Raw genomic sequence first — 16,140 nt, forward strand, 5'->3', positions numbered from 1 at the left:
ATAAATGACCTGAATTAAAATATTAAACAATAAAGTATCAAAATATGACCTCAGAGTGAGCATTTTATGAAAACAGAAATTATGAGAATCCAAAATGTCTTAAAATCTTCCCTAAGAGAAAAAGGTCTTCACTATAAAGATCTTTCAAAGGAAATGAATATTTCTCAAGCGACAGTCAAAAGACTCTTAAACAATGATGATGTATCCCTAAGTAAACTCATAGAATTATGTCATAGTATAGGCCTAGATTTCTTCGAAGTAAGTGAAAGAGCATCTCACCAAAGAAGTAAGGTCTACCACTTCTCAAAACAGCAAGAGCTCTTTTTAGCAAAAGACTTAAAAAACTTTCGATATTTTCGTTTACTAGTTCTTAAAGAAAGTGTCTCAAATATTATTGAGAAGTTAGCAATAACAGAACAACAAAGTAATAAGATTTTAAAGACTCTTGAAAATCTTGAACTCATTGAAAGATGGCAATATGACAAAATAAAACTATTAGCGGACTTCCCTTTTAAGTGGATTCCAAATGGATCACTGCAGAAGAAATACTCTGGCCATATTTTAGAACGAGTTACGCAAGAAACAAAAGAGGCGCAACTCAATGATCTCAGTTCCGACTCAAAGAATAATTTGATTATTACTGAAATTCTTTTAGATGAAAACTCTCAGCAAGAGTTTAACAAAGAATTGAGAAAACTTGTCGAGCGCTATAAAGCAATTTCAAAAGTTGAACTTATCTCCAAATCAAAGCATGCAAGTATATTCTCAAGCTTCTTTCTTACTGGAAAGTTCTCCTGGTGGTCTTCGTGAACTTTATACGATCAACTTCTCACATACTCAGAGATTATTGTTGTTGCCTCAACAGAACCCTCGAAGAACTCCGCCTTAATTGCGAGATATTTATCATTGGCAAAGAAAGAGCCCATACTTTTCTTATCTTCAAAGAAGATGGCAAAAACGCGGTTAATTGGTCGCCCTTCTTCATTTTTCAATACTTCAGAAATTCTAAAATCATAACGAAAGCCTCCCCCATAATTCTCTAACAAAGGAGTCATTGCTTGGCGATAGAGATCGTACTGCTCGTCATTCTTCACTTGTAAACCAACTATCATCTCATAGCTCATAAGTATTCCTATTCTTAAAAGTTATCAATGACTTTACTTTCCACAACACTTTTTAAATTTCTTCGTGCTTCCACATGAACAAGGATCATTACGACCAATTTTTGCGCTTGATCTTACAATTGGCCTCAACTGTTCATGATGATGATCATGCCCATGATTACAATTTGGACCGTGAACATGTCCCACTTCTTCCTTTGCTTCTTCTTTTTTAATTTCATTAGTCATCATTAATCCTTAGCTATAAATAATAATCTTCGATTGAATGGTTTAAGATGAAGTGTTAAAGTAGAAAGCGCTATGAACTACTACGCTATAGACTTTGGAACATCCAACTCACTTATTAACCATATCTCAGACTCTAATGAGATTACACCGATTCCAATGGAAGGGGATAGTAATTTTATCCTTAGATCCTTAATTTTTACAATGAGTCAAAGAGAGTGGTTCTTTGGTGAAGAAGCAATCGCTGAGTATACTGAAAATAATGGTGAAGGACGATTCTTTAGGTCCTTAAAGAAGTTTCTTGCTGACCCACACTTTAAGGGGACAGAGATCCACAATAAGAAGTACTCGATTGAAGCAATCATCGCTATATTTCTACGAGAAATGAAAGAGCGCGCAGACCTTTTTACTGGTATGAAAGTTGAAAATGTTGTTATGGGTCGGCCTGCAAAATACTCACTATCTAAAGAAAACGATCAACTTGCTGAAGATAGAATGCGAAAGGCCTGTGAACTTGCAGGTTTTACTAATATTCATTTTTGTCCAGAACCTCTCGCCGCTGGACTAGATTTTGATAAAGATAATGTAGAAAAAAAGATTGTTCTAATTGCTGACTTTGGAGGAGGGACTTCTGACTTCACTCTAATGCAATTACATACGGGTCAATATACCCAAGATGATATCCTAGGCCTTTCTGGAGTCTACAGAGCTGGAGACTCTCTTGATGGTGAGATGATGCGAAAGTTTATAGCGAAGCACTTTGGTGCGAAGTTTAGCTTTACACTCCCAATGGGAAATCAAACTCTAACATTCCCGAGAGCTCTTCTAAAGAAAATATGCTCTCCTGCCCTCATCACTCAGCTTCGAGAAAAAGAGACATGGGAATACTTAAAGACTATTCATCCATTTGCAAAGGATCAGGAAAATAAGCGCCACCTTGATCAACTCTTCTCCCTCGTTGACTACCAACTAGGCTATACGGTTTTTCAAGAAATAGAGAAATCAAAAATAACAATTTGCTCTAATGATATAGATCTTCATACCTTTCTTTTTTCCTATGGCGATATAGATGTCAAAGAGGAAATTCAGAAAGAAAAATACGTAGAGGCCATGGAACCAGTCGTTGAAGAAATTATCAATGCAATGATGGAAGTATTCACTCAATCAGGTCTCAACCCATCTCAAGTTGATGAAGTTGTCCTTACGGGTGGAACAGCTCAATTCACTCAAATTCAAAATCGCTTGAAGGAAGTTTTTGGGAGTGAAAAACTTGTCGAACATGACATTTACCAGTCAGTTGTTGGCGGATTATCTCAATACGCAACCCTTCTCTAATTGTCTCCAAATACTACAAATTGTCTAATAAATAGACAATTCTAAGATCTCACTTACCTAAGGGACGTTATATTTTGGCATATGAATTGCTATATATAGGAGTAATGAAAATATTTATTCTACTCTATCTATTTAGTCTCTCAACTTGGTCTGCTGATCTTAACCTCTTTCAAGAAGAGGGTTCTTTTAATGATGACTTCTCAAGAAGTATCCTCTCAGGTGATTTAAAAGCCGGCGAAAGAATACATCTAAAAAATAAGAGTTTTGTTTATAAGGACGTTCTCGGGAGTGGAAATACAACTATAATTCTTAGAGTTCTCGACGAAGAAGTAAATAAAGAATTTGCTCTACGACTTCCACACGGAAATGAAGAGAAAAGATACACTATAAGTGATGGAAAGAGATTTATAAATCACACTTACAATGGCTATCAGGAGTTGATGGACTCAAAGCTCCCTATCCCAAGAATATATGACTACTATAAAGATTCATACTTATTAGTTGATCTAGTCGAGCACGATTTCAATCTAAAAACATTTCTTGCGAGAAATGAATTCATTGATGAGATTGAAAAAAAACGTATTGTTAATTCACTTCTAGATTTCTCAAGAAAGACTGCAATATACGAATCAATTGGAGATTTTCACTTAGAACAATTAGTCTACTCTATTGAAAAAAACAAGTGGTCTCTCTTAGATTGGAGTTCAGGTCATCAACTTGCAAGGCTTCCTTCTTCACAAATAATTTTTAGAAGCGACTTATTTATGAGTAATAATGTTGCTCTAGATGAGAATGGGGAGGAAATCTTCAAAATCGAAAACGGTCAAAGAATAAATATACCTAGAGAAATCAGCGAATTTGAAAGAGAAATATTTCAATTAGTAAAAGAAGAGGTTGAAGCCCAAAGACTAGAACAAGCAGCAATTGATAAAGTTAAACTTGATGACCTGAAAGTAAAATTAAGTGAATTATCAAGTCACACTGAAGTACTGAAAGTTTATAATGATTTGAGAACTACTCACATGGCCTCTTTTTTCACAATGCTCCAGAAAGACTTTATTGATAACCAACTTTCAAAATTTCCAGAAGGTATAATCAAACTACCAGAGCTTGAATTACTGCTAGAGCGCTTAGGAAAATTTACTCCCTACTACTTCTCTATGTTTACTGAAAAAATATTAGGAAGTATTAATAACCTTGATACTTTCATGTACTTATACCAGAGAATAAATACAATTGGATTAGACGAAGAACTAGAAGATGATGTTGCGGGAGCAATCGCAAGAAATCTAGAACGGATACTATCTAATACGACAAATGACTCTGCATCGCTTAAAATTACCGAAAACCTCAAGAATGATTATGGACTCATTAATTATCGATCGCGAGAAATTCTCTCCAATGCGCAAAACTACCTTAAGCCGGCTAAAAGTTGTCGTCATTATATTTCCAGCTTCTTTTAATTCTCTAGGAGAAGTCTAATGCCTATTGCGAAGTATTTTAAAAATTATCCTGATGCTTTAAAGAAGCAAATAGAAGACCTAATTTCAAGTGGCAATTTAAAGTCGTACCTTCTTAAGAAGTATCCTAATCAACATAGCATAAATTCAGACAAACAACTCTATGAGTACGTAAATGAATTGAAAGATTTGTACATGAAAAATGTTCCTCAACTTAGTAAGGTCATTTATCAAAAGCAGAGAGATATAATCAAAGATGCACTTGGAACCCATACCTTTGTCAGTCGCAATCATGGAGGAAAACTTAAGAGTAAACATGAGATTAGAATTGCTCAAAGTTTAAAAGATGCACCAAAAGAGATGCTTGAAATGCTAGTCGTCCACGAACTCGCTCACTTCAAAGAAAAAGACCACAATAAGGCCTTTTATAAATTATGTATTCATATGCAACCAGATTATCATCAAGTTGAATTTGATCTACGCTTATATTTAACTCTGCTAGATCAAGGTGAAAATCTTTATGATGGATCATTTGTTAAATAATTTAAATTGTTTCAGTATTTTAAGAGAAAAAACTTATTCATTTTCTCCCAAACATTCCGAATAGCTTTCATGTCAATGAGTAAAGAATCCTTTCATAAGCTTTTAAAGTTAGCCACGGCCAATGGGGTCAGTGATATTCACCTTAGAGAGGGAGAAAATCCTTATTTTAGAATGAAGGGTGGTCTCAAAAAAATAAAAGGCGATATTCTAACGAAAGAAGATATGCTCACAATTTGTCACACAATAATTCAAGATAAGAATATATTAAAAAACTTAGAAACAATAAAAGAATATGATGGCTCCTATCAGCTTGGAACCATTTGTAGAGTTCGAATTAGTCTTCTAAAATTTCAAGGTCGAATAGCTATCATTATGAGAGTTATTAATATTAAAGTTCCGACTATGGCAGAGCTTGGACTTCCTCCTGCTCTTCAAGGTTTTGTTAACGCAAAACGTGGGCTCGTTCTAGTGACAGGTGTTACAGGATCAGGAAAGAGTTCGACTTTAGCTTCTATAATCCAAGAAATAAATAGAACAAGAGAAGAGCATATTTTAACAATTGAAGATCCAATTGAATTTATCTTCACATCTGAAAAATCGAGGATTACTCAAAGGGAACTTGGCGAAGACACTGATAGTTTTAAGGACGCTCTAAGAGGTGCTCTAAGACAAGATCCAGATATTATCGTTATTGGTGAACTTAGAGATGCTGAGACAATTCAAATTTCAATGAAGGCTGCAGAAACAGGTCATTTAGTCTTTGCGACTGTTCATACGACAAATGCCCCATCTACTATCAATAGAATTGTGTCCATGTTTCCACCTGAAGAGCAAGATAATGTTAAACTTAGACTTTCTGAATGTCTCTTCGGTTCCATTAGCCAGCGTCTCCTTCCAACACTAGATGGTAAAGGAAGAATTTGTGCCCAAGAGATTATGGTAAACACAGTAGGTATTCAAGACTGCATTAGTGGAAAAGAAGACCTCTCAAAGATGTATATTACAATTGAAAAGTCCAAAGGAAAAATGCAGTCTTTTGATCAGCATTTAACCCAGCTTTATAGGGCCAAGAGCATTACATTTGATGTTGCCAGTGGCGCTGCATCCTCTCCTACTAACTTTGAAAGAAATCTAGAGTTCGGAGACAATGAAAATGACAAAGAAGAGCAAGAAGAAAAGAAAGAAGAGTCTTCTTCAGCTGGAGATGATGACTCAACAGCTGAACATGAAGTAGAGGCTTCAAGTGGTGAGCTTTCTCTTGATCTTGCTTAGTCAGTAGCTCCCATTTCTGTATATTCTGCTACTTACCACTTTTCTCTAAGCAATACTCAGGTTTATACCGATAAACTAAAGTGCTAAAACTACTACTTCTACTATTTATAAGTACGACTTCGACTCTCGCCTACAATGTAAGTATTGAAGGAGAAGGTGAATTAAGAAACTGCTCAACCGATGGTCCTAAAGAGTTATTTCACTGTCAAAATTCAAAAGGTGAAGAGTTCCTTATAAAAAGTAAAGACTGGGATTATGTCGCTTTAAAGAGAGACTCTTCTGGAAAATACAGCTCTGTTGATGTCTATAATATTTCAGACAAAGACGGAGGTTTTGTCTATGCGGCGAGCTTTGATAGCCAAAGCTTCTATACCGAAGAAGAACTTCCTAAATATCAAGGCCCAATAAATGATTATATAAATAATGAAAGATACCTCTATTCAGATTTTTTCAAAAATAATACTGAACAAGAAATTGATACTGACAATAAAGAGCTTGCTGACTTTTACAAGAAAGCAAAATTTGAAATAGAAGATAAGAAAGAAAAAGTTGAAGAAAGTTTAAAAATCAAGAACTTCAAAATCAAACTTAGTGATGGACAAGAAGTTAAGTGCTCAAAAAGTCCCCAAGAGAATTGTCCCCTACTCAACTGCGAGAAAGACTCAGAAGGTTTTGAAAGAATTATTCTTCGAAGTCAAAACTCCTTTATGGTTAATATGGAATCCTTTGGATTTAAAGGTAGTAATTTCTCTGTACCAGAAAACACTATGCTTGGCCTCTATGATGAAAATGGAAATGAATTAATTACTTATGCAAAAAATCCAGAGGGCGTATTCAAATCTAGTATGCTAGTGCCTTCAAACTTTAAAAATAACCCAAGACTATTTAAGAGTTTAAAAGAGCCATCTTATATGAGCTTCTTGTCTTCCCAACTGAAGTCTTGTGGACCAAAAACATTGAAAGTTTTTTCTGATATCTTTGAAAAAACTCAAAGAGATTTACAAAATACATCAATGCTTCAATATATTGATCTAGCAAAAGGAATATTAGAAAGTAACTATATAAATAAAGATTCTATTCCGGGGAACGCTTGCTATTACAAAGGGGCATACTACGCGCCAGAAGGTTACCAGCGCGCCCTTGAACTTGAAGTCATGAGCAAGAAGACCATATCCCTAGAAAGAGCACAGGAATTACTTGATCAGGCACTCAATAGAAGTGATATTCCTTGGAGCTACACTTATGATGGTTGCTACGCTCGGGCCCACCTTATGGCGAGAATGTTTGAAGCAGAAGGCATTCATGTAGACAAGGCATGGCTTAGGGGCTCGCTTAGAATTCCGGGGCAACCAAAGGGTATGAATTGGGGCTACCACGTTGCTCCTCTTGTCTATGTCAAGGGAGAGAACGGAGAAGTTCAAGAGATGATTATTGATCCTTCTATTTCAAAGAAACCAATAACACCAAAAGAGTGGGCCAAGACAATGGAAGTTAACTTTGATGAAACCGAGCAAGTTTCATTTCCGACTCCAACAAATACGGCTTTCTATAATAAGACCAGTTATAGTGTGACAAATTCAACTCCCTACTGGCCAGAATATAATAAGAGGCTTTCAGAATCTGACAAAATGAGTATGGCCGCTCAAACCATGCTAGAGTATGGTGGCGCTCCTTCATCTGATGAAGAGTGGGAACGATGGGAGTAAGAATGAAATTATTTATCATTACATTCTTTGTGCTTTCAATTAGTGCCAACTCAAAAGAGCTAACTGGAAAAGTGAACGTCGCTTCTATTAAGAAAGTGTCCAAGTCACAATATCATATTCTCTTTAAAGAGAAGGCCGCAATCTATAAGAGTTCTTCTAAGTTTATAAAATGCCTAAATATCTCAGTAAAAGAAAAGAGAGAAGTTCTCATTAAATGGGATATTAATAAGTTAGAAATCATAGGCTGCAAATCTAAGAAAAAATACCCATAGCTTTAGACATTTCACCCTTTTTAACATATTTAGTCGTTATGAAAAATATCATATCTCTGTTCATTATACTCTTCTCTCTATCAACATTAGCGCAAGAAGTATCTCGCGCGACGATTACAGAAATGGCCAAGAGAAATCATGTTGCTCTTTCTTACCAAGATGTAAAAAAAGTACTCTTTTCAACTGTTGAAAATATTGATGGAGTTGTTTGTAGTGTCTATACACCAAGTCAGTGCCAGAAGAGATATTATAAAGACCCAACAGAATTAGAAATCAAAAGGGCCGAGCAAGGTTTTAACTTAAATATTGAACATACATGGCCTCAATCAAAGGGAGCAAAAGAGCTTCCGGCCAATAGCGATATGCACCACCTCTTTGTGACCAGCAAGGAATCAAATAGTAAAAGAGCAAACCTTCCTTTTTGTAATGCTGAATATGATTACTGGCAAATGGATGGAAGTATTTACGGCTTTGATCAATTTTCACAGGACTGCTTTGAGCCACAAGACCTTCACAAAGGAAATGTAGCTAGAGCTATGTTCTACTTCTCTATTAGATATAATCTCCCAATCGATGAAGATCAGGAAGTAACACTAAGGGCTTGGCATAAATTAGATCCTGTTGATAATAGAGAGCTTGAGAGAAATGAAATAATCAGAGCAATTCAAGGAAACTCTAATCCCTTCATTACAAATCCTGAATTCATCAATATTATAAGAGACTATTAGTCGAACGAGCCAATATAGTCTTCGCCTACATTTCTAAGAATAGAGAAGTCCATCAAAGAAGCTTTCAATCTCTATATGCTGAGAATCAGTTGCCTCAATTTTAAAGATAACGGCTCTTCTCGTTAGACAGTGGAACACGATGAATCAAGACTAAAAAGATCAAGATAAGCACGGATATTTCAATCTGATAAAATTCTTCTGCAACAAACAAATTTAAAAGGAGAATTACCCGTGCTTGAGTCTCAGATTAACAAATTTTTATCCTTACCTGAACTAAAATTTACCAAAAAAAGAAATCTTAAGAATTACGTTATTGAATTTGAATGCTACAAAACTAATGAGTTTGAAGTCTGCCCTAAATGTGCAACAAAATCTTATAAAGTTCATGATCGTGTTTTTGTTCACATCAAAGATATTCCAATTAGAAACAAGCTCATTTTCTTAAAGATTAAAAAGAGAAGATTCAAGTGTCCCAACTGTAAGTCTGTTTTTAGAGAACCAATTCCTGGAATAAAAAAAGGATTTAAAACTACTCAACGATTTAGATCTCACATTCGTTGGTGTGCTTCAAACTTTTCAGATTTAAAAAGAGTTACAAAACAACTTCAATGCTCATCATGGCTTGTCTACACTGCTTTCTATGAACAGTTAAAGTTAGAAAATAAAAAGTGGCAAAATGAATGGTCTTCAACAGTTGGTGTTGATGAACATTCCTTTCTAAGAAACTCAAAAAGTCACTCCACAGAATTTACATCTATATTTGTTGATTATAATAATAATCGTGTCCGGGAAGCTATTCTAGGAAGATCTATGGATGATTTAGAGAACTCGAGGATTATGGATATCAAAGGGCGAGAGAATGTAAAAAATGTCGTCATGGACATGTCTGGATCATATAAGAAATTTGTAACTAAGCACTTTCCAAATGCAATTATTACTTGTGATAAATTTCATGTCGTTAAACTTTTCAATCATGCTTTAAATAGAATAAGAATTGAAGTGATGAAACATCCATATTTTTTAAAATCTAGGAACAGCCCTGTTCGAAGACTTTATCTAAAAAACCATGAGCGCTTAAGCTTCTCAGAAAGACATGTTGTAAGACATATTAATAGCCTTTTTCCAGAGCTTAAAGAGATGTATAAGTTCAAAGAGAGGATGCTGTTTATTTATAATATTAAAGGTTTCAAAAGAGCACGTAAAGCGATGACAAAGCTTACAGATGAGATGGCACAAAGTGGAAGAAAGATTGTTCAATCCCTTCGAAAAACAGTAGTGAAATGGCGACGAGAAATATTAAATTATTTTAGGACTAGACTCACTAATGGACGGACTGAAGGGTATAATCGTAAGGCCAAACTAATACAGAGAAAGGCCTACGGGTATAGAAATTTTGAAAACTATAGGCTTCGTTTAATTTACGATTGTAGATAGTTTTAAGTTTCTCATTTTATTTTTAAGGACTCATTTTATAATGTTTGGGAGAAGCTATAAATAAAACTCAAATATTTGAATAAGAAAACCGATAGTTAGATTAATAAAGGAAGAATTTTATCATTTAGGAATGGTCTAAGCATAATCTTGATCGAAGGTTTTGAGCTCTTTCCACTGCCGCCCGAGGATAACCGTTAGTTCATAATCTTGATAAATGATTTCTGTCTTAATCGTTTCTTCAATTCGAATATCCCAGTACTCGCAAATTCCTTGCGAAATACTAACATTATCTAGTGTTTTAATATGGTTCATATGATGTCCTGATTTTTTTGCTAACCTAGCATAAATATGAATTTTTCAAATTTCGATTGTAATAATTTTACTAACTGGTAGTGAAAATAAGAGCTTGAAATTTGGGCTTGGAAATATTTTGGGATCCTGGTCTCTACTACCCCAGAAACAAAAAAGCCCAGTCGTTAAACTGGGCTTTTTTATGATCAAGATAGTTGGTATCTGATCAAATATAAAATGGCGGGGCGATCCACGGTCGAGCATTTTTAGGTCTATAAATGCTTTGGAGTTTTAACCAAGTTAATGGTCTAAAATGACAATATTTAATTTATTTGATATGATTCATCTTGGTTAGGTGTGAAAGAAAGTCAGTAATTTCGGAGAGTTACGGGCAGTTGGGAATATGTTATATTGTTCTTAACCAATGGAGCAAGTTATGACTAAAAAGAAAGATTTTAATGAAGCAATGGAAGAAATGGACAAGTTAGATGATGTCGTTATTTCGGATAAATTAAAAGATGAATTATATGAAATCTACAAAGATGAGATTTTTGAAGAAAATGAAAGTACTGAAATTTCAGCTTCTTCAGTTGATAAGATAAGGAAAGCGAGTGTTGAGCAAAGCAAACAGGATAGGATTTAGAAACTTTTTCAAATCAATAGGGACGTCAGGCCATGTTGATCTAATAATAGATGCAAATGTAATTATTGCAGCTAAAGATAAGAACCATAAGGATCATTCACTTGTAAGAGAGTTCTTTAATGATCTAAAAAATAAAACTCAAAGTTATACTTTATTTACAACTGTCACTACAAAAGCCGAATTTCTAGAATACTGTAGACGTATGATCATTACCAAAGCGATCATAAGTGCATATAACTCACACAATGAAGAGCAAATTCTAACATCAAAATGTCATCAAGAAATTCAAAGTCAAATTAGAGCTAGAAATTATAGACAAAATAAAGAAGTTCAAAAACAAGAACAATTAGAAAAGAAATTAGAAGCAGAAGGTTTTGATACTTTAGAGTATGATATTAAAGAATTTTCTATTGATGCAAATTACTTCAAAGACTCCGAAATCAAAAATATAAAAAAAGCCTTTAGGGCCAGAACAATTGAAAATGAACTTGGCTGGATTAAGCTGTGCGAGGATACACTTTTACCACGACTCGAAAAATATGAACAAATCTTAGATGATATGTGTCACTACTTAACGACAAGAGATATTGAGTCTAAGAAGTTTTTTACAGAGGGTGAAGTACAATGGCGTATGGCCACTCAAATATGTGCAGAAACCGCTATGGGGTATTCTGATGCAATGATTTTGAATATGGCGAATCATACGAGCATTAAACATATATTCTCACTTGATTACGATATTGTTTATGGCGGTCATATATCTGCTAAAGATAAAATAATAATTGTCCCTGATAAGAGATTGAAGCATTACAAGCAGACTCTGAAAGGACTATAACAGTTGAATCGCAGTTTTAGTAATTAGTTTTTTTAGCAATAAACTGGGTAACAGAAGCATCTCCTTTATGAAACTTTCCTTCACTAAAATTGCGAATAATATCTCGTGATAGCTCTATTGAGAAGCCGTTGAAGTCGTGTTCTAATTGTGCCTTTGAAAAAAGCATATCTTTGTCTTTTGGGCCACCACTCTTGAGATCAATCTGATTTATATTGTATCCTTCAAGAAGAAATATGCCGTTATTTGTGAGTCCTTTTTTTATTGATAAATGTAAAGGAACTCTAATAGTTGAAGGAAGATGTGCTGAAATCGAAATGATAGCGTCCCATTTAAACTCACCCAAATTATAGTCTTTTAAATCAGCAATATCATACGTAATATGGAGCTTATGTTCCTTTGCAAATTTAAGTGCTTTTTCTTTTCCTTTTGAGGACAGGTCAACAGCAGTAACATTAAACCCTTTTGAAGCAAGGAAAATCGCATTTCTACCTTCTCCTTCAGATAAGCATAAAATATTACCACCTTTCTTTAGCCTAAAGTAATGCTCTAATAGAAAACTGTTAGGTTCTTTGCCGTAACAATATTCATCGCTGCTATATCTGTCATCCCAAAATTTTTGAATGCTTTTATTCTCTGTAGTCATATTTAATCATTTATTTTTCAGTTACATAATTGAAAAGATGTTTTAAAATTCAGACCAGAAAAAACCTCTGATTTGACCAACCTTGTAACCTACAGCTTTATCCTTTGGATATAATTTAGAAATTTTTTCTTGTAAATCAGCTTTAATATTTGTTCCATGACATTTTAAACATAGAGGCATCGTAATAATTGGTTTTAAGAGTCCTTGTTTTCCATCTTGTAATTTAACTACAGTATAAGGTTCTTTAGTTTCTTTGTTATGAAACTCTTCAATATATTTAAGCATCCATTCTTTTGGATAATTGGAAGGATTTCTATTTTTTAAGCTGACTCTTCCAAATTGAGTGTTTGGACTTGATAAGCTCTTTTTTATTTCAGGAGCCTTTACATTACAAATTGTAACAGCCTCTAGTGGAGATTTCTTCATGCCTTTTTGTAATTCAACTTTAAGTGCTGTTTGGAAAATTTTTATTTTTGACAAAATATCTTCTTTGTTTTCAGCAAAACTAGAATGAGATAAAAGAAATGTCGTGAATAGAATTATTAGTTTCATGCGTAGATTCCTTGCACTTTTACGGTGAACATTGAAGATTTACTTATTAGCGTCTCTTTATTTTTATATAGTATAAACAATCCCATGAGAATGAGAAATATAGCAAATCCTTTTTTTAAAGTATTTTGACTAATAAATCTTACAAGGTAAGAACCTATGAATATTCCCACAATTGAACACGAACTAAATTTAAAAAGAAACTCCCAAGGTACAGTTACTTGATCAAGATAACCCATAAATCCTGTCAGTGAATTTAGAGCGATGAGTAATAAAGATGTTCCAACTGCTTTCTTCATTGGTGATTTTGCTAGTAATACTAGTGCGGGAACTATAAGGAATCCACCACCTACACCAACGACCCCTGTAATGATCCCAACAAAAATACCCTGAAGAGCAAGAAAGAAAAGGTCTTTTTTACTACTATTTTTTTCTAAGGTAGCTCTTTCTACTTCCTCTCTCCCTCTAAACATAAAAAATGCGGCGATAATCATTATAATTGCAAAAAAGATTAGTTGTGATTGACCTGAAATAAACTGGCTGATTTTGGCCCCACCAAATGTTCCAACCATGGCAAATGGGCCAAAGATTAGTACCATTTTTAAATCTACATTCTTATTTTTAAAGTGAGGTATAACTCCGATTAAACTTGTCATCCCAACAATTGCTAGACTTAGAGCAATAGCTAACTTTGCATCCATCTTCATGACATAGACAAGTATTGGCACAGTTAAAATTGAACCTCCTCCGCCGAGTAGGCCTAAGCTTAATCCTATGAGTATAGCAAGTATGTATCCAATCATTTATTACTCCAAAGTTGCTTTTATAAAATCATCATTTCTCTTACTTGTTTAACTTACTGTTTTTACTTCCAGATAAAGTATTTTAATAAATTATATGAGACAATCTAACTATAAATTCCTATTTAAAAATACTATAATGAAAAAAAATAAATAACTTTGAGCCCCATCAAGGTTGTTTTGTTTAATGTATTATAATTTATTTGATAACAACTATAAAGAAGATCCGTTATGAGTATTAAAACTGGTATTAATGAAAGTAAAAAAAATGATATTGCAGCTGGGTTGTCTAAATTACTAGCTGAGACATATACGCTTTACTTAAAGACACACAAATATCATTGGAATGTTACAGGGCCAATGTTTCAAAGTCTTCATACGATGTTTGAAGTGCAGTATACAGAGCTTGCCCTTGCTGTAGATGAAATTGCTGAAAGAATTCGAGTTTTAGATTTTAAAGCTCCTGGTTCGTACACTGAATATTCAAAGCTTAGCTCCGTTAAAGAAGATGAACAATTAGATCGTAACTCTAATGAAATGATAGTGAATCTGCTTTCAGACCATGAGCAGGTAGTAAGAACTGCTAAAGAGATTTTACCTTTATTGGAGAATGCCAATGATGAAGGGACGAATAGTCTTCTTGGTGGAAGGATTGAGTATCATGAAAAAACTGCTTGGATGCTTAAAAGCTTATTAGGCTAAAGAAGATCATTAGGGGGAATGGAAATAAGTTTTTCATGGTCGAGAATTTTAAAGTCTCGACCATCCTTTTCAATATAACTATTTTTTTCTAAAATAGTCATTACACGAGCAACTGTTTCAAAAGTACTTCCTGAGTATTCGGCAATTTCTTTTCTTGTCCATACATACTCAGGATACTTTAGTTTCAAAAAAACTAAAGACTCCGATATTCTCTTGTGTGTACTTTTATCTAATAACCCTGCCATCCTTAATTCTACTTTACCAAGATCTTTTGATATTGACTTAACAAGATCACGAAGTAGTAATGGATTTTCTGAACAAATCCTTGAACACTCTTCTTTTGATATTCTCACTACACTTGTCTGGCTAAGCGCTATTGTAGATGCATGATATGCTTCTTCTGCAAAAAAAGAACGGTGCCCCAAAATATCATTTTTTCCAAAAACTCGAAAAAATGTTTCTTTGCCTGACTCTGAGATATAAAAGAGTCCAATCATTCCTGACTCTATAAAGTATAAATTTTGAGGAAAGTCACCCTCATTATAAATGATTTGGCCACGCTTGTAGGTATGCTCAGTTTTGTGTTTAATATGTGGTTTTACGTTAATATAAAACATTTTTCACCCATAAATATATAGTTTGAGCCCCATCAAAGTATTTTCTTTTAAAGCACTCTATAGTTATATTAATTAAATAATAACCTAGGAGATAGATATGTCACACAAATTAAAAGCCTTCTTTGATAAGGATACTAGTACGTTAACATATATAGTTTATGACGAAAAAACTAAGGATTCAGTATTAATTGACTCGGTGCTTAACTATGATCCTGCTGCCTCTCGATTGACCTATGCGTCAATAGATCAAGTTCTCGACTTCGTTGAGGAGATGAGCCTTAAAGTTCACTATGTACTTGAGACTCATGCTCATGCAGATCATTTAACAGGAGCTTCTGAAATTAAAAAAAGGATTCCAAGTATAAAAATTGGTATTGGAAAAAATATAACAAAAGTTCAAGAAGTTTTTGGAAATATTTATAATCTTAAAGATCTTAATACTAATGGAGTCCAATTTGATGTTCTATTGGAGGAAAATAAGCCTTTAAAGGCAGGAACGATTGAGATTAAAACAATTTTTACTCCGGGACATACTCCAGCATGCTCGTCGTACTTAATTGATGATATGCTCTTTACTGGAGATGCACTTTTTATGCCTGACTTCGGTACTGCCAGATGCGACTTTCCCGGAGGAAGTGCGAAAGAACTTTATCATTCAGTTCATGAAAAACTATATAAATTGCCAGATGATACTAGAACATTTACTGCACATGATTATCAACCCAATGGACGTGAGCTTCAGTATAAATCAACAATTGGTGAGCATAAAAGTCGAAATATCCAGTTAAAAGCATCAACAACAGAGGAAGAATTTATTCGATTTAGAAATGAAAGAGATTCAACTTTAACTGCACCACGACTTTTATTGCCAAGTATTCAATTAAACATTAGTGCAGGAGAGCTTCCAAAAGCTGAAGACAACGAAAGTCACTACTTAAAAATTCCTCTAAGGAAATAGGAGATT

20 protein-coding genes are annotated in these 16,140 nt (G+C 34.2%); 13 read left to right on the plus strand and 7 right to left on the minus strand.

Annotation, left to right across the window (positions count from 1 at the left end; translation table 11 throughout):
• The first annotated feature begins 66 nt into the window (after positions 1 to 66).
• Complete coding sequence (locus CES88_RS06660) at positions 67 to 810, plus strand: helix-turn-helix domain-containing protein (protein WP_290732684.1); 744 nt, start codon at positions 67 to 69, stop codon at positions 808 to 810.
• A gap of 11 nt (positions 811 to 821) precedes the next feature.
• Here CES88_RS06660 and CES88_RS06665 read toward each other — a convergent pair whose 3' ends face one another.
• Positions 822 to 1,124, minus strand: a complete 303-nt coding sequence (locus CES88_RS06665) for a DUF1330 domain-containing protein (protein ID WP_290732686.1) — start codon at positions 1,122 to 1,124, stop codon at positions 822 to 824.
• Between the two features lie 33 nt (positions 1,125 to 1,157).
• Complete coding sequence (locus CES88_RS06670) at positions 1,158 to 1,349, minus strand: SEC-C metal-binding domain-containing protein (RefSeq protein ID WP_290732688.1); 192 nt, start codon at positions 1,347 to 1,349, stop codon at positions 1,158 to 1,160.
• 72 nt (positions 1,350 to 1,421) lie between these two features.
• Here CES88_RS06670 and CES88_RS06675 point away from each other — a divergent pair, with 72 nt between their 5' ends.
• The 8 genes from CES88_RS06675 (at position 1,422) to CES88_RS06710 (ending at position 10,096) form a co-directional block, all read left to right on the plus strand.
• On the plus strand, positions 1,422 to 2,681 hold the full coding sequence (locus CES88_RS06675; protein WP_290732690.1) for an Hsp70 family protein: 1,260 nt from the start codon (positions 1,422 to 1,424) through the stop codon (positions 2,679 to 2,681).
• Between the two features lie 104 nt (positions 2,682 to 2,785).
• Entirely contained in the window at positions 2,786 to 4,144 is a 1,359-nt protein-coding gene (locus tag CES88_RS06680) for a hypothetical protein (protein WP_290732692.1), read from the plus strand.
• Positions 4,145 to 4,162: 18 nt separating this feature from the next.
• On the plus strand, positions 4,163 to 4,684 hold the full coding sequence (locus CES88_RS06685) for a YgjP-like metallopeptidase domain-containing protein (RefSeq protein WP_290732694.1): 522 nt from the start codon (positions 4,163 to 4,165) through the stop codon (positions 4,682 to 4,684).
• A gap of 75 nt (positions 4,685 to 4,759) precedes the next feature.
• Complete coding sequence (locus CES88_RS06690; RefSeq protein ID WP_290732696.1) at positions 4,760 to 5,956, plus strand: PilT/PilU family type 4a pilus ATPase; 1,197 nt, start codon at positions 4,760 to 4,762, stop codon at positions 5,954 to 5,956.
• A gap of 80 nt (positions 5,957 to 6,036) precedes the next feature.
• Complete coding sequence (locus CES88_RS06695; RefSeq protein WP_290732698.1) at positions 6,037 to 7,662, plus strand: protein-glutamine glutaminase family protein; 1,626 nt, start codon at positions 6,037 to 6,039, stop codon at positions 7,660 to 7,662.
• 2 nt (positions 7,663 to 7,664) lie between these two features.
• On the plus strand, positions 7,665 to 7,934 hold the full coding sequence (locus CES88_RS06700) for a hypothetical protein (RefSeq protein ID WP_290732700.1): 270 nt from the start codon (positions 7,665 to 7,667) through the stop codon (positions 7,932 to 7,934).
• A gap of 38 nt (positions 7,935 to 7,972) precedes the next feature.
• Positions 7,973 to 8,662 carry an endonuclease gene (locus tag CES88_RS06705; RefSeq protein ID WP_290732702.1) on the plus strand — a complete coding sequence of 230 codons (690 nt, stop codon included), beginning with the start codon at positions 7,973 to 7,975 and terminating at the stop codon, positions 8,660 to 8,662.
• A 231-nt stretch (positions 8,663 to 8,893) separates the two neighbouring features.
• Positions 8,894 to 10,096, plus strand: coding sequence for an ISL3 family transposase (locus tag CES88_RS06710; protein ID WP_290732704.1), 1,203 nt, complete (start codon positions 8,894 to 8,896; stop codon positions 10,094 to 10,096).
• 135 nt (positions 10,097 to 10,231) lie between these two features.
• Here the strand turns inward: CES88_RS06710 and CES88_RS06715 are convergent, their stop codons facing one another.
• Entirely contained in the window at positions 10,232 to 10,408 is a 177-nt protein-coding gene (locus CES88_RS06715; protein WP_290732706.1) for a hypothetical protein, read from the minus strand.
• A gap of 415 nt (positions 10,409 to 10,823) precedes the next feature.
• On the opposite strand from CES88_RS06715, the gene CES88_RS06720 reads away from it, so the two are divergent.
• Both CES88_RS06720 and CES88_RS06725 read left to right on the plus strand, forming a co-directional pair.
• The gene (locus CES88_RS06720; RefSeq protein ID WP_290732707.1) at positions 10,824 to 11,030 is read left to right on the plus strand and encodes a hypothetical protein; all 207 of its coding nucleotides are present in this window, start codon (positions 10,824 to 10,826) and stop codon (positions 11,028 to 11,030) included.
• Positions 11,002 to 11,865, plus strand: coding sequence for a hypothetical protein (locus CES88_RS06725; RefSeq protein ID WP_290732709.1), 864 nt, complete (start codon positions 11,002 to 11,004; stop codon positions 11,863 to 11,865). The genes CES88_RS06720 and CES88_RS06725 overlap by 29 nt, the downstream gene beginning before the upstream one ends.
• A 16-nt stretch (positions 11,866 to 11,881) precedes the next feature.
• On the opposite strand, the gene CES88_RS06730 is transcribed toward CES88_RS06725, so the two are convergent.
• From CES88_RS06730 to CES88_RS06740, 3 genes are read right to left on the minus strand one after another with little or no spacing between them, the layout of a single operon-like run.
• Positions 11,882 to 12,508 carry a class I SAM-dependent methyltransferase gene (locus CES88_RS06730; RefSeq protein ID WP_290732711.1) on the minus strand — a complete coding sequence of 209 codons (627 nt, stop codon included), beginning with the start codon at positions 12,506 to 12,508 and terminating at the stop codon, positions 11,882 to 11,884.
• A 42-nt stretch (positions 12,509 to 12,550) separates the two neighbouring features.
• Positions 12,551 to 13,060, minus strand: coding sequence for a DUF3365 domain-containing protein (locus CES88_RS06735; RefSeq protein ID WP_290732713.1), 510 nt, complete (start codon positions 13,058 to 13,060; stop codon positions 12,551 to 12,553).
• A complete protein-coding gene (locus tag CES88_RS06740; protein ID WP_290732715.1) occupies positions 13,057 to 13,860 on the minus strand; it encodes a sulfite exporter TauE/SafE family protein in 804 nt (267 codons plus the stop codon). Before CES88_RS06740 ends, CES88_RS06735 begins: the two co-directional genes overlap by 4 nt.
• Positions 13,861 to 14,088: 228 nt before the next feature.
• Here CES88_RS06740 and CES88_RS06745 point away from each other — a divergent pair, with 228 nt between their 5' ends.
• Positions 14,089 to 14,559: a Dps family protein gene (locus tag CES88_RS06745; RefSeq protein WP_290732717.1), complete on the plus strand. Its 471-nt coding sequence runs from the start codon at positions 14,089 to 14,091 to the stop codon at positions 14,557 to 14,559.
• Here CES88_RS06745 and CES88_RS06750 read toward each other — a convergent pair.
• Positions 14,556 to 15,176, minus strand: a complete 621-nt coding sequence (locus tag CES88_RS06750; protein ID WP_290732719.1) for a Crp/Fnr family transcriptional regulator — start codon at positions 15,174 to 15,176, stop codon at positions 14,556 to 14,558. The two genes, CES88_RS06745 and CES88_RS06750, sit on opposite strands and share 4 nt — an antisense overlap.
• Before the next feature lie 97 nt (positions 15,177 to 15,273).
• On the opposite strand from CES88_RS06750, the gene CES88_RS06755 reads away from it, so the two are divergent.
• Positions 15,274 to 16,134 carry an MBL fold metallo-hydrolase gene (locus CES88_RS06755; RefSeq protein ID WP_290732721.1) on the plus strand — a complete coding sequence of 287 codons (861 nt, stop codon included), beginning with the start codon at positions 15,274 to 15,276 and terminating at the stop codon, positions 16,132 to 16,134.
• The last annotated feature ends 6 nt before the right edge of the window (positions 16,135 to 16,140 follow it).

It is taken from the genome of Halobacteriovorax sp. JY17, assembly GCF_002753895.1.
In the GTDB taxonomy this organism is placed as follows: Bacteria; Bdellovibrionota; Bacteriovoracia; order Bacteriovoracales; family Bacteriovoracaceae; genus Halobacteriovorax.